The sequence below is a fragment of the Legionella saoudiensis genome (genome assembly GCF_001465875.1).
GTDB lineage: Bacteria > Pseudomonadota > Gammaproteobacteria > Legionellales > Legionellaceae > Legionella > Legionella saoudiensis.
This window is the reverse complement of the sequence record NZ_LN901321.1, coordinates 306,667-319,969: the sequence shown is the minus strand read 5'-3', so window position 1 is coordinate 319,969 and position 13,303 is coordinate 306,667. Positions and strand designations below refer to the sequence as shown.

The window sequence follows — 13,303 nt, the reverse complement described above, 5'->3', positions numbered from 1 at the left end:
ACCCCTACTCCAAGCCTGGCGCGGGGTAGAACAAATCAGTGCAAATAGTTCAATAAACTACTGGCATGTTACTGCTAGCCAGTTTATAATCAGAACATTTTGTAATGCTTAATTGTCCTTAAAAAGAAGTGCCTATGACCATGAATGATCAAGAACAGCAAAGCTCTCAGATAACTAAAGTCATCAGCCTTGGAAAAGAACAAGGCTATTTGACTTACAGTCAAATCAATGACTTATTGCCAAACATCGTCGATACGGAACATTTCGATGTCATCATCAGTATGTTGGAAGGGATGAACATCAAAGTATTCGAACTCCCACCAGGCGATGACGAATTAGCTCTTCTACTTAACACCGAAGAAGTCCCTGATATTGAAGAAGCGGCGATGGTACTTGCGTCCGTAGACAAAGAAACCGGTCGCACCACCGATCCAGTACGTATGTACATGCGCGAAATGGGTACTGTTGAGCTCCTGACTCGTGAAGGTGAAATCCGCATTGCGAAACGCATTGAAGAAGGTATTTATCAAGTTCTTAAGTCTCTGGCTCATTACCCAGAAACAGTACAATTAGTTCTTGATGATTACGATCGTGTCAGCACTCAAGAAATTCGCCTTAACGAAATCATTAGCGGCTTTGCCGATGGTGATGAAGAAGTTGCTCCGGCTGCAAGCATTGGCTCTATGCTTGATGAAGCACAGCAAGAAGAAATGATCTTAGCGGATGACGATGAAGAAGGTGAGAGTGAAGGCGAAAGTGGTCTTGGCGAAGTCGATGATGGCCCCAACCCCGAACAGGCGCAAATTTATTTTGACGAACTGCGTGCCTGTCTTGAGGTAGCAATTAATGCAGGAAATGAGCACGGCAGAGCACATGCTAAAACACTAAAAGCTTTAGATGCCATGTCCGAATCCTTCTTAAAGCTGAAGTTAACTTCACGCCAGGTTGATCGATTAACTCGTCATTTCCGCCAATTACGTAATCATATCCGAGAATATGAGCGTAATGTAATGCGTCTATGTATTGAAAAAGCACGTATCCCACGTAAGCTGTTTATTGATACCTTCCCAGGTCAAGAAACTGATCTTGAATGGTTAGCTAATATCACGGCGAAGCATGCTAAGAAACTGGATATGCCTCGTATTGAAGAATACAAAGAAGAAATTCTACGTATTCAATCGCGTTTAGTTTCGTTTGAAGTTGAATACGGTTTAAGCATTAGCGAAATTAAAGACATCAACCGTAAAATGTCGATTGGTGAAGCCAAAGCTCGTCGCGCCAAGAAAGAAATGGTTGAAGCAAACTTACGTCTAGTAATTTCGATTGCGAAAAAATACACCAACCGCGGATTACAATTCCTCGATTTAATTCAGGAAGGTAATATTGGTTTGATGAAAGCAGTAGATAAATTTGAATACCGTCGTGGTTACAAGTTCTCTACTTATGCGACCTGGTGGATTAGACAGGCAATTACTCGCTCAATTGCGGATCAGGCACGTACCATCCGTATTCCGGTACATATGATTGAAACCATTAACAAGCTCAATCGTATTTCCCGACAAATACTGCAAGAAACAGGCCGTGAAGCAACTCCCGAAGAGTTAGCAGAAAAAATGGAACTAAGCGAAGACAAAATTCGCAAAGTTCTAAAAATTGCTAAAGAGCCAATTTCTATGGAGACGCCTGTTGGTGATGATGATGATTCGCACTTAGGTGATTTCATCGAAGACAACAACATTGAGTCGCCAATCGATATGGCCACCGCTGAAGGCTTACGCGAAGCAACTCTGGAAATCTTGGAAACATTAACCCCAAGAGAAGCCAAGGTACTACGCATGCGTTTTGGTATTGAAATGAATACCGACCATACTTTAGAGGAAGTTGGTAAACAATTCGACGTAACGCGTGAACGTATTCGCCAGATCGAAGCAAAAGCATTACGTAAACTACGCCACCCCTCACGTTCTGAGAAACTAAGAAGTTTCCTTGAGGGTGATGAAGGCTAATTTATCGCCATAGTCTCAGGCTATGGCTACTGCTCGCTTACTTAAGAGACACGTCATCCCAAACACCGCGAGGGATCTCCTGAATGTGGCACGAATTAAATACGTGCCACATTCAGGAGATCCTTCGTCGTAAACTCCTCAGGATGACGTCTTTTAAGTTTCGGCAAATTCCGAACATAAATATTTTATTGCGCTCAGAACCATACTCTTACCCAACTACAATTAAAACAATTTTAACTTAAGAATAGTAAGAACTATTACAGCCCCACCCCTTCAACTATTCCACTTAGCCACTTCTTAAAATCTAAATCCGTCTCAAAATTGCAACGCAGAAATAAACTATAAAAAGCAATAAAAACTTACTAAAAAAACTAGCACAATAATCAATTTAAGTTTAAAATAAACTCCTCTTCCGGGCCCATAGCTCAGTTGGTTAGAGCAGCGGACTCATAATCCGTTGGTCCTAGGTTCAAGTCCTAGTGGGCCCACCAATTTAGACCTTTAAAATCAATAACTTACGTTGACTACCTGTTTTAACACAAAAGTCCTGCGTGACTTTTGCGTGACCTAGATCACGCACTTACAAACTTACGTGACTTTCCCTTAGAGTATTTTGACTGGCAGGTCTACTCTTTGGGTTTCGTAATAACGTTAATATCACTCCGCTTTTACGATTCTCACAAATCTTATTCGCAGCTTGATATAAACTTTGCAGCTCAGCTGAAGAATAGTGAGTTGTAATCCTACCTGAACGATGCCCAAGTAAATCTTGCCTGTCTTCAAAACTTACTCCTGCAGCTCTCAATCGTCTGCCAAACGTATGCTTTAAGTCATGCACTCTTACTTCAGGCAACTTAGCCTTTTCTCTAGCCTGTCGCCAACCCGTCGATAACATACGACTTAATGGTCGACCTTTAAAACTAAAGACATGAGTAGAATGTTTACCTCTCTGCCCTTCTATCACTTCCCGAACTGTTTCATTACAAACAATCAACCGTTCTTCACCATTTTTTACCAGTTCACCTGGCACAATAAAAACGATGATGTGTGGCAATTCTGGAATCTGTATTTCCCAATCCCAGCGCAGTTCACATATTTCACGATCCCGACATCCGGTGTTTACAGCAAACAAAGCCATATTTTTCAGATGCTCAGGTAACTGCTGAAACAGTTTGTGCTGTTCATCCCAACTTAATGGATAAGGTTTTCTTAAATCTGGTTCAGGTAAAAGTTTTATCTTTGGCGCTGAATTCAACCAGGTTAAGCCAAACTCATCCATCCATTCACTAGCCGCTAAATTTAATATGCGCCGAACAATCTTCAAGCCATGATTGATGGTTCTCGTGCTTACTTCATCTTTTCTTCGACCTTCAATGAAGGATTGCAAACTACCAATATGAATTGCTTCAATAGGCATATCCCCGATGTACTTAACCAATTCTCGCAAACGGCCAGCATCATCACTGATACTGCGTTTGTGTTGGTTTTCCATCAGAAATTTAGTAGCGGCTTCTTTGAATGTTCTCTTTGGGCGAACCCCATAGACTGTTGCCAGCCTTATTTCTTCGAGACGCCTTGCGAGATACTTTTCCGCCTCTTCGAGGTTGTCAGTACCAGTGCTTTCGCAAAGTCGTCGTCCGAAGACCTTTTTGTCAATACACCAGACGCTGCCACGCTTTTGCAGCCCTGGCGTTCTTTTTCGTCCCATAGTTCCAAACTCCTACGCTTAACTGCCGCGGGACGACCACTACACTGTATATAATCGTCTACCCAAGCGTCTAAATCAAGCCGGTCAAATGCTACTCCCTGAGTTCCCATTGGAATTTCAACCAGATTTGGCCTGACATCTTTATTAAATCGATGGCGGTCCATACCTAGATAGGTCGGAGCGTCTCTTAAGCGAATTAATCGAGGGATTAGGTGAATATTGCTCATGACTTCTCAACTCCTGTAACTCACGAAATAAAATACTCGTTTCGAGTATTTATTACACCATATTGAGCACATCACTGCAAATGTTTTTTAGGCTATACCTATAAGAGTTTTATTTGTACAATGTTTATCAAAATTTAATATAAGTAAGGTGACATCAAATGAGTTTACTGGAAAAACTTGAACACGCTGTAGGAAATGAGTATTTGATCAGCCACAAAGATTTATTGTTAGACACAAATCAAAACAAACAGAGGCAGGCTAATTCTAATACAATAGTTTCTGTACAAAGACACCATCAGCCTGATAGCAATAAGATAGTGAATATAAAACAAGTTAATGAATAAGCTTATAGTAGTAGGGTCAGGAATAAAATCGATTTCCCATCTGACCGAAGAAACTAAACGGGTTATCCAAAGTGCTGATAAGGTACTCTACCTCATTAATGAAAATAACCTAAAACAATGGATTCAACGAGAAGCAAAAAATTCTGAATCGTTGGATTCTATCTACTTTAGCTTTGAAAAGCGGATTGAAGCATATCAGGCATTAACAAATCATATCATCGAAGAATACAAGAAAGTTTCAATTTTATGTGTTGTTTTTTACGGCCATCCTACTGTTTTTGCAGACTCGGCACTTAATGCTGTAAGAAAAATTAAAGAAAATGGTGGTAAAGCTATTATTTTACCTGCATTATCAGCCCAAGACTGCTTGTTTAGTGATCTTGAAATTGATCCAGGTGATCAGGGGTGTTTTTCAATTGAAGCTACAGAGCTGGTATTATTTGAACGGTACATTGATGTTCATGCGCATTTAATACTTTGGCAGATAGCAAACTTTGGAAGAACTGATGGAAAAAAAGCTAATAACTTACCAATTTTAAAAGATTATCTAATTGGTTACTATCCAGCAGATTATTCCATCTGTCTTTATGAGGCCCCCTCTCTGCCCACTTACATCCCTAGAATAGAGTGGATTCCACTCAGTCATATTGATCAATCAGTTATTTCTTCAATAACGACTATATATATTCCACCAATCGAAAAAAAGGAAATTAGCAACAAATACTTGAAGCTGCTCGATCTAACAATTGATGATTTAATACTGAAATGATAAATACTCTATTATTTTCTTAATCGAACGCAACCTCTAAATAATTTCGCATCGCTGGCAAATTGTGTTCTGTTACTGCAATAAGAAAAAGCAAATCGGTTATCGGTACCTTCTAATTCGTCTGAACTATTAATGTTCTTATTATTAGAAGATTTATAGTGGTAAAAAGAGAATTGCGTTTGTTTGCTCACATGGTAAAGTGGACTTCCAAACGCAGAACTATTATCTGCAGTAAACTCCGACTGATAAGCCAACAGCACATTTCTTAGCATTTCCAGTTCACTGAAAGCGCTGTTGCTTTGATTGGTTTTAAATGTATTAATCTTGGCAAATGGACACTGTAAAGGATAATAAACACTATCAGACGGACCATTCAAGGCTGATGGAACCATTACGGTCGCGGTGTATTCTAAGTCATAACATTCATTATAAATTTTCTGAATCGTTTTAACCGGGAAGTATTGCTCATCAATTGCCGGCTTCACACCAATGCCTGAACCCATGCAAATATTAAAAATGTATTTTGCCGTATCCATGATGAATGGCGTAGGTCTGAAACGATTAATACTCTTGGCACTTAGGAATAAATCGTTACAGGAGGCATCGTAGGTATTTTGCGTCAGCTTTTTCCTTAATGACTCCGAGAAATACAATTTCAGCTTTAGCCATTTATCATTATGTTTAACTTCATTGATAAACTGCTCGGAAAAATAAAGAATCTCGCTATGCCAATTATCGTTAGTATTTTTATCCATCAAAATCTCTTTGAATACCAGGTAATGTTCATAAGGAGACTTGGGGGCTGGAACAGCAACATTAAAATATTTCTGGATTCTGGCATGTTTTCTTTTGCAACCGATATTCGGCAATAAAAAGGATGAAAGCGCGCCAGAAGAAACGGACAGTACATTGTTATCAACAGTCTGATCTTCATCAAAAATAACCTGCATATTAAAAATTGCACCAGGCCCCTGAACACAGTCTGGAAAGATACGCTCATCTTCACCAAAATAATGCCACTCACAAAACTTATCCAGTATTAAGCCCAAAGGTAAACTATTTTTGCCATAGCCAAGATGAGAAAATAACTCATTATCGCTGTGCTTGCTGTCAATTTTTTCCATTTTGCCGCTATTGGTTGGCAGATAAGCATGATTTTTAATACCGAAATGCTCACCAAATTTATAACGAGCTAAAAAGAATGGTATTTTTTTGTCAGGTTTAATTTCTTCAATGACACGATATATCGATTCGTTGACTGGTTTTAACTTATGTTTGATTTCATCCCATGAAACTCTGGTAATTTTGTTCATCCTAAACACCCATACAGCAATTAAATATCAATTATCATCTTTTGAAAATCAGGATAATTGCATAAAGGGATTAAGTTTATCCATTTTTAATGATAGAGTCACCTTCCAAAATAGTTTTAGGGATAAAATATGTTGTTATCAGAAAAAATGCCAAAAGGAATTATACCCCTGTACTTAATACAAGCCTTTTCAACCTTTTCCTATGCGATTCTCTATTCCTCATTATCTCTGTTTCTTACGAAACAATTAGGATTGGCTAATACCCTTTCAAATAGCATTGTTGGGTTATTTCTAGCATTTAATTATGTTCTGCATTTACTCGGTGGAGTGATTGGCGGACGATTTCTAAGTAACCGAGCCTTGTTTTTGATTACCACAGCCATACAAACCATTGGTATTTTACTTTTGGCACTTTCAGTTAAGTCACTACTTTACCTTGGACTGAGTTTATTTCTTGTTGGATGTGGCTTAAATACTACCGCATACAATAGCATACTGACCCAACGATTTGCGCCGGATGATAATCGCAGAGATAAAGCCTTTTTCTTCAGCTACTCCGCCATGAATGTAGGATTTTGTGCTGGCTACATTATCAGCGGCTTTTTTGATTACTCCAATCAGTATCAAACGCTGCTCTATGCCAGCATAATGCCAAACGTAATCACGCTTTTGCTTATGTGGGGTTACTGGTCGAACCTGAATGATCGTGATACCCCCTTACTTCAAGTTAGGAGAAAAGCTTCGCTGAATTACAAACAAACTATTGGATGGGGAATTATCTTATCTCTTATCCCATTCACCTTAATTTGCTTTTATAAAGTCCAGTTCAGTAATGGGGCTGTAGTAGGTCTCAGCGTTTTTATGTTTTTTGTCATTCTATACCTTGGCTACCAACAAAAATCGACTTTAGATAAGCAAAAGATTATGACTTTTCTAATTCTGACAGTAACATCCATTCTATTCTGGATGACCTACTTCACAGGCCCAATGGGCGTAACCCTATTCATTAAAAACAATGTCGATAAACACCTGTTCTATTATGAAATGGCGACCCAATGGATTTTGAATATCAATTCCATAGTGATCATTATTGGCGCCCCATTATTATCAATAGTACTAACCCGACTGCAGGCAAACGGATACAATGTATCAGTAACCAAACAATTTATCTGGGCCTTTCTGATACTGGCCGGCTCCTTCTTCTTGTTATCCGCTGGCATTCTCTCTGCCAATAAACATGGGTATATTAGTGTTTATTGGGTAATGCTCCATTTTATCACGCAAGCAATTGCAGAGTTACTGATAGGACCAGTAGGCTATGCGATGATCGGCAGAATTTCCCCACCACAATTGCAAGGTATACTGATGGGCACTTGGATGATGGTATCAGGCGTATCAGCATCATTATCACATTACTTTTCCAATGCTATGACCAAAGGTGAGTCCACGAATCCATTGCTATCCAATGCTGATTACCTGAATGTGTTTAATCAGCTGGGTATGTGGGCACTATTGGGCGCCCTTTTCCTTTACTTGATCGCCAAAAGAATTAAGCCTGTTATTGAGCAGAAAACAGATTCGAGCTTTTCGGAGGCAATAACAGCCGTATAGAAAGGGATAGCAAACGATAATAATTGATATAAAATAAGTCAAAACTGCATTTTACCTCTGATCTTTTCCATGTAAAAAAACTAATTTTATCGATATCACGGCTATGGTTTACTGTTTTCGACTGTAAGTTGCCATAATAAAATGAAAATGAAGGATGTTACATGGAATGTTTTATCGAAGTTTCAGAACCTATTATTGATGTTAAGTTTCAATTAAAAAAAGACTCTCAGAAATATTTGATTGATTTTATTCTGTCTTACAGTAAATTGAACTGTAATGAACTAGCCCAAATACTTGAGGCGAGCCCACTGGTGATCAGCCAAGTATTGGCTGGAAAAAAGTTCTTAGGCCCTTTAAAGGCACACAACTTGTTCCATTATTTTGCCATGATGATTGGGCATTAATGCTTCTAATTTCTATCAAACCAGATCTGTTCTATAGTTTTAGATAACTTAAAGAACAGATCCACCCATCAAATAAACCAATATTTACACACTTTGACTATAATCATGCTTGCAAATTGATTAATCAAAATAATTTCATTAGCATAAGCCGTTTTTAAACCTTTTTAGCCTAATGTGATCTGGTTTTCATTAGCTATACTTGTTTTTATATTGCAAAAAAAATAATCATAAGAGAAGAGCAATGAATGATAGGTGGTTATCGGTTGATGAAATTGGCGAATACCTCGGTGTTAAAAGAGATACTGTTTACAAGTGGATTAATGACAGAGGCATGCCTGCGCATAAAATTGGGCGGCTTTGGAAGTTTAAAGTTTCTCAAGTTGATGATTGGATCGAAGCTGGGAGCATGCAGCAAACTGAAATGAATGATAATTAAGAAAGTAGCTCAATTAGCCAGGAAGTAAATATGGTCAATCAAAATCCGGAACAAAAAGCCCGCGATGAAATAGATACCCTACTTAAAAAAGCAGGTTGGGCTGTACAGGATAAGAAAAAGATCGATTTCTCTGCCGCACTAGGTGTGGCTGTGCGTGAATATCAAACGGATGTTGGCCCTGCTGATTATGTACTGTTTGTGGACAAAATGGCAGTAGGTATCATTGAAGCCAAGCCCGAGTATTGGGGCGAAAAAATAACTACCGTTGAAGAGCAATCCTCTAATTATGCAAATGCAAAACTAAAGTGGGTCAACAACAACCAGCCATTGCGCTTTATATACGAAAGCACTGGGGTGCTCACTCGTTTTACTGATAATTTAGACCCGAATCCTCGTTCACGTGAAGTATTTAATTTTCACTGCCCGGAAACATTAGCTAAATGGATGTGTGAGAGCAAAAGCCTGCGTGGTCGCCTACAAGATTTCCCTCCATTGAAAACCGATGGCCTACGCAATTGCCAAATTACAGCAATCACTAATTTAGAGGCTTCGCTAAAGCAAGACAAACCCCGCGCATTAGTGCAAATGGCCACTGGCTCTGGCAAAACTTTTACTGCCATCACTGCAAGCTATCGTTTGTTAAAAGAACCTGTGAGTGCTAATCGCATCCTGTTTCTGGTAGATACCAAAAACCTGGGGGAACAGGCAGAGCAGGAGTTCATGAGTTTTGTCCCCAATGACGATAACCGCAAGTTCACCGAGCTCTATACAGTGCAACGACTGAAAAACCAATACATAGCCAAAGATGCCCAGGTGTACATCAGTACAATCCAGCGCATGTATTCCATTCTGAAAGATGAACCGCTTGATGAAGCTTTGGAAGAAGAAAACCCGGCGGAACAATACATCCGCCCGAAAGAGCCCTTACCAGTCGTTTATAATCGAAAAATTCCACCTGAGTTTTTCGATGTCATCATTATCGATGAATGTCACCGATCTATCTACAACTTATGGCGACAGGTACTGGAATACTTTGATGCTTATCTAGTAGGCTTGACCGCAACACCCGATAATCGAACCTACGGCTTCTTCCGTAAGAATGTAGTCAGCGAGTATGACCATGAAAAAGCAGTAGCTGATGGTGTTAACGTCGGTAATGAGATCTTTGTAATTGAAACTGAGAAAACCAAACAAGGCGGAAAAATTACCGCCAAACAACAGGTGGAAAAACGCGAACGCACCACCCGTCGTAAACGTTGGGAAACCCAGGATGAAGATGAAACCTACACAAGCAAACAACTAGATCGAAACATCGTTAATCCTGATCAGATACGTACCGTAATCCGTACCTTTAAAGAGGCTCTACCTTCTATTTTTCCTGGACGCAATGAAGTACCTAAGACTCTAGTTTTCGCCAAAACCGACAGCCATGCCGACGACATAATCCAAGTTATACGTGAAGAATTTGGCGAGAGTAATCAATTCTGCAAAAAAGTAACCTACCGTGTAGCTAATGACAAAACCGATGCTGATGGCAACATCATAGAAAAAGGTGAAGACCCAAAATCGGTGCTGGCTCAGTTTCGTAATGACTACTACCCTCGCATTGCCGTCACAGTCGATATGATTGCCACTGGAACTGATGTGAAACCATTAGAATGCCTCCTGTTTATGCGCGATGTAAAAAGCAGAAACTACTTCGAGCAAATGAAAGGCCGCGGCACCCGTACGCTGGATAAAGACAGCCTGCAAAAGGTTACACCCTCGGCACAAAGTGCAAAAACTCATTACGTGATTGTCGATGCAATTGGCGTCACCCAATCGCTGAAAACCGCCAGCCAACCCTTGATCACCAAACCGGGAGTATCACTCAAAGATTTGGCGATGGGAGTCATGATGGGAGCCAGTGACAGCGATACAGTGTCTTCGCTTGCTGGTCGCTTGGCACGACTTGATAAACAGCTGGACGATAAAGAGCGCGCTCGCATTGCCGAAAAAGCTGGAGGCACACCACTGTTGATGATTGTCGGCGAACTGTTTAATGCCATTGATGGCGACCGAGTGGAGCAAAAGGCCCTGGAAATCACAAACCAACCGGTGGGTTCCGATCCCGGAGAAACTGCCCGCGACCAAGCACAAAAAGAATTGGTGAGCCAAGTAGCCAATGTATTTAACGGTGAACTAATAGAATTGATTGACTCGATCCGACGAGACAAAGAACAAACTATAGTTCACGACGATTTGGACACAGTACTTAAAGCCGAATGGGCTGGTGAAACCACTGAAAACGCTAAAGCCTTAACTCAAGAGTTTGCCGAATATCTTAATGAGCAAGCTGATAAAATCGATGCCTTGAGCATTTACTTTCATACTCCAGCACGACGCTCTGAGGTCACTTATCCGCAAATCAAAGCCGTTCTGGAACAGCTAAAGCTAGATAGACCAAAACTTGCTCCGCTGCGTATCTGGCAAGCTTATGCACACCTTGACAACTATCACGGGGATAACCCGATAAGCGAACTGACAGCATTGGTAGCGCTGATCCGCCGTGTCTGTAGTATCGACAAGCGTATCACCCCATTTAATAAAACCGTTAGAAAGAATTTTCAGGATTGGATTATGAAGTATCATTCAGGTAACAGTGACAAATTTAACGAACAACAAATGGCTTGGTTACATTTAATCCGAGATCATATTGCCAGCTCCTCCCACTTTGAACGCGATGACCTTGAGATGTCGCCCTTTGATGCTCAAGGTGGTCTAGGCCGTATGTATCAACTGTTTGGTGATCGAATGGATTGGATGATGGATGAATTGAATCGGGAGTTAGTGGCGTGATGGAAAAATTGACATATCCAGCTAACTGGTCAAGTGCTACCCTCGAAGAGTTACTTATTTATGTATTAGGAGGTGATTGGGGTAAAGATAATACTTTTAATGATCCAAACTATATTGATGTTCTTTGCATTAGAGCTTCGGAACTTAGGAATTGGGATAAAGAAAGGGGCGAAACAGCTACGCTCCGCAAGGTAAAAAAATCAAGTCTAGAAAGAAGAGAGTTACGTGAAGGAGATATAATTCTTGAGATTTCTGGTGGTGGACCAGACCAACCTGTCGGCCGCACAGCATTAATTGACAGAGCTGTATTGTCAAAAAAAACAGAATACAAAAAAATATGTACGAACTTTTTTAGGCTTATAAGACCCTCAATTGAGATAAATTCAACTTACTTGAATCTTTATCTTCAGAGTTTTTACAAGTCAGGAAAAATTTCAGAGTATCAAGCTGGTAGCAACAATCTAAGAAATCTGAAATTTAATGATTACACTCAAATAGAAATACCAATAGCCCCTCTCAACGAACAAAAACGCATCGTCGCCAAAATCGAAGAACTCTTCTCCGAGCTAGACAACGGCATCGCCGCCCTCAAAACTGCCCGCGAACAACTCAAGGTTTACCGCCAAGCCATACTCAAACACGCCTTTGAAGGCAAACTCACCGCCAAATGGCGTGAGGAAAATGCCGACAAACTGGAAACTTCAGAGCAACTACTCTCACGCATCCAAAAAGAACGCGACACACGCTACCAACACCAACTTGAAAAATGGAAAGCAGCGGTCAAAGAGTGGGAAGCGAGGGGAAAAGAAGGGAAAAAGCCGGGTAAGACGAAACAATCTTCTTGTCCTATATCCCTTTCGAATGATGAAGTAGAAAACCTACCTCAGGTACCATTGGGATTTACCTACACTTATTTGGCAAATATTGGCGATCTTAGTAGAGGAAAGTCAAAACATCGACCAAGAAATGATTCAAGGTTGTTTGGTGGTAAATATCCCTTTATCCAAACAGGTGAAGTTAAGGCTGCTAACCGTAAAATTACAAATTTTGAACAAACTTATAGTGAATTTGGTTTAGAGCAAAGTAAACTTTGGCCTATTGGAACGCTATGCATAACTATTGCTGCTAATATTGCTGAAACAGCTTTTTTAGGCTTTGATGGGTGTTTTCCTGATAGTGTTGTTGGTTTCACTGCTTACAACTCGGTTTTACCTGAGTATGTGGAGTTGTTTATCAAGGCAATACGGATTCGTATAGAAGCATATGCACCAGCCACCGCACAAAAAAATATCAATCTAACCACTTTAGAAAATTTAGTAATTCCGTATTGTTCGACTGAGGAACAGAAGCAAATAGTTGATGAACTTGAATTACAGTTTTCGATCATTGATAAAAATGAAACTGAGATCGAGCAAGCTTTAAAGCTTGTAGAAACTCTCCGTCAATCTATCCTTAAAAAGGCTTTCTCCGGCAAGCTAGTTCCGCAAAACCCAAATGATGAGTCGGCTAGTAAATTACTGGCACGGATTAAAGCCGAGAAAGATCCGCAAAAAAAGTCTGTTAAAAAATTAGCGACAAAACAAGATCTAATAAAAGTTAGCAATGAGGCTTACAATTGAAAACAGGCCAATATTGGCATTTAAGTTT

The 13,303-nt window shown here is 40.1% G+C and carries 10 protein-coding genes and 1 tRNA gene; 9 read left to right on the top strand and 2 right to left on the bottom strand.

The window, feature by feature from the left end:
- Positions 1 to 134: 134 nt before the first annotated feature.
- A complete protein-coding gene (rpoD, locus tag BN3124_RS03830) occupies positions 135 to 2,006 on the top strand; it encodes an RNA polymerase sigma factor RpoD (RefSeq protein ID WP_058533544.1) in 1,872 nt (623 codons plus the stop codon).
- A gap of 414 nt (positions 2,007 to 2,420) precedes the next feature.
- Positions 2,421 to 2,497 (top strand) — tRNA-Ile (locus BN3124_RS03825).
- A gap of 89 nt (positions 2,498 to 2,586) precedes the next feature.
- On the opposite strand, the gene BN3124_RS03820 is transcribed toward BN3124_RS03825, so the two are convergent.
- Positions 2,587 to 3,714: a tyrosine-type recombinase/integrase gene (locus BN3124_RS03820; RefSeq protein WP_230849061.1), complete on the bottom strand. Its 1,128-nt coding sequence runs from the start codon at positions 3,712 to 3,714 to the stop codon at positions 2,587 to 2,589.
- 385 nt (positions 3,715 to 4,099) lie between these two features.
- Here BN3124_RS03820 and BN3124_RS03810 point away from each other — a divergent pair, with 385 nt between their 5' ends.
- The gene (locus BN3124_RS03810) at positions 4,100 to 4,285 is read left to right on the top strand and encodes a hypothetical protein (RefSeq protein ID WP_058468142.1); all 186 of its coding nucleotides are present in this window, start codon (positions 4,100 to 4,102) and stop codon (positions 4,283 to 4,285) included.
- A complete protein-coding gene (locus tag BN3124_RS03805) occupies positions 4,278 to 5,054 on the top strand; it encodes an SAM-dependent methyltransferase (protein WP_058533541.1) in 777 nt (258 codons plus the stop codon). The genes BN3124_RS03810 and BN3124_RS03805 overlap by 8 nt, the downstream gene beginning before the upstream one ends.
- Before the next feature lie 11 nt (positions 5,055 to 5,065).
- Here BN3124_RS03805 and BN3124_RS03800 read toward each other — a convergent pair whose 3' ends face one another.
- Positions 5,066 to 6,367, bottom strand: a complete 1,302-nt coding sequence (locus tag BN3124_RS03800) for a hypothetical protein (RefSeq protein WP_058533540.1) — start codon at positions 6,365 to 6,367, stop codon at positions 5,066 to 5,068.
- A gap of 129 nt (positions 6,368 to 6,496) precedes the next feature.
- On the opposite strand from BN3124_RS03800, the gene BN3124_RS03795 reads away from it, so the two are divergent.
- The 5 genes from BN3124_RS03795 (at position 6,497) to BN3124_RS03775 (ending at position 13,275) form a co-directional block, all read left to right on the top strand.
- On the top strand, positions 6,497 to 7,978 hold the full coding sequence (locus tag BN3124_RS03795) for a peptide MFS transporter (RefSeq protein ID WP_058533539.1): 1,482 nt from the start codon (positions 6,497 to 6,499) through the stop codon (positions 7,976 to 7,978).
- A gap of 161 nt (positions 7,979 to 8,139) precedes the next feature.
- Positions 8,140 to 8,382 carry a hypothetical protein gene (locus BN3124_RS03790; protein WP_058533538.1) on the top strand — a complete coding sequence of 81 codons (243 nt, stop codon included), beginning with the start codon at positions 8,140 to 8,142 and terminating at the stop codon, positions 8,380 to 8,382.
- 241 nt (positions 8,383 to 8,623) lie between these two features.
- Positions 8,624 to 8,818 carry a helix-turn-helix domain-containing protein gene (locus BN3124_RS03785; protein WP_058533537.1) on the top strand — a complete coding sequence of 65 codons (195 nt, stop codon included), beginning with the start codon at positions 8,624 to 8,626 and terminating at the stop codon, positions 8,816 to 8,818.
- Between the two features lie 30 nt (positions 8,819 to 8,848).
- On the top strand, positions 8,849 to 11,656 hold the full coding sequence (locus BN3124_RS03780) for a type I restriction endonuclease subunit R (RefSeq protein WP_058533536.1): 2,808 nt from the start codon (positions 8,849 to 8,851) through the stop codon (positions 11,654 to 11,656).
- Positions 11,656 to 13,275 carry a restriction endonuclease subunit S gene (locus BN3124_RS03775; RefSeq protein ID WP_058533535.1) on the top strand — a complete coding sequence of 540 codons (1,620 nt, stop codon included), beginning with the start codon at positions 11,656 to 11,658 and terminating at the stop codon, positions 13,273 to 13,275. The genes BN3124_RS03780 and BN3124_RS03775 overlap by 1 nt, the downstream gene beginning before the upstream one ends.
- The last annotated feature ends 28 nt before the right edge of the window (positions 13,276 to 13,303 follow it).

Excerpts from the sequence above, each read along its gene's own strand:
- BN3124_RS03805 (WP_058533541.1), top strand. The coding sequence starts at position 4,278 with ATGAATAAGCTTATAGTAGTAGGGTCAGGAATAAAATCGATTTCCCAT.
- BN3124_RS03795 (WP_058533539.1), top strand. The coding sequence starts at position 6,497 with ATGTTGTTATCAGAAAAAATGCCAAAAGGAATTATACCCCTGTACTTA.
- BN3124_RS03790 (WP_058533538.1), top strand. The coding sequence starts at position 8,140 with ATGGAATGTTTTATCGAAGTTTCAGAACCTATTATTGATGTTAAGTTT.
- BN3124_RS03785 (WP_058533537.1), top strand. The coding sequence starts at position 8,624 with ATGAATGATAGGTGGTTATCGGTTGATGAAATTGGCGAATACCTCGGT.
- BN3124_RS03800 (WP_058533540.1), bottom strand. The coding sequence starts at position 6,367 with ATGAACAAAATTACCAGAGTTTCATGGGATGAAATCAAACATAAGTTA.
- BN3124_RS03820 (WP_230849061.1), bottom strand. The coding sequence starts at position 3,714 with ATGGGACGAAAAAGAACGCCAGGGCTGCAAAAGCGTGGCAGCGTCTGG.
- rpoD (WP_058533544.1), top strand. The coding sequence starts at position 135 with ATGACCATGAATGATCAAGAACAGCAAAGCTCTCAGATAACTAAAGTC.
- BN3124_RS03810 (WP_058468142.1), top strand. The coding sequence starts at position 4,100 with ATGAGTTTACTGGAAAAACTTGAACACGCTGTAGGAAATGAGTATTTG.
- BN3124_RS03775 (WP_058533535.1), top strand. The coding sequence starts at position 11,656 with ATGGAAAAATTGACATATCCAGCTAACTGGTCAAGTGCTACCCTCGAA.
- BN3124_RS03780 (WP_058533536.1), top strand. The coding sequence starts at position 8,849 with ATGGTCAATCAAAATCCGGAACAAAAAGCCCGCGATGAAATAGATACC.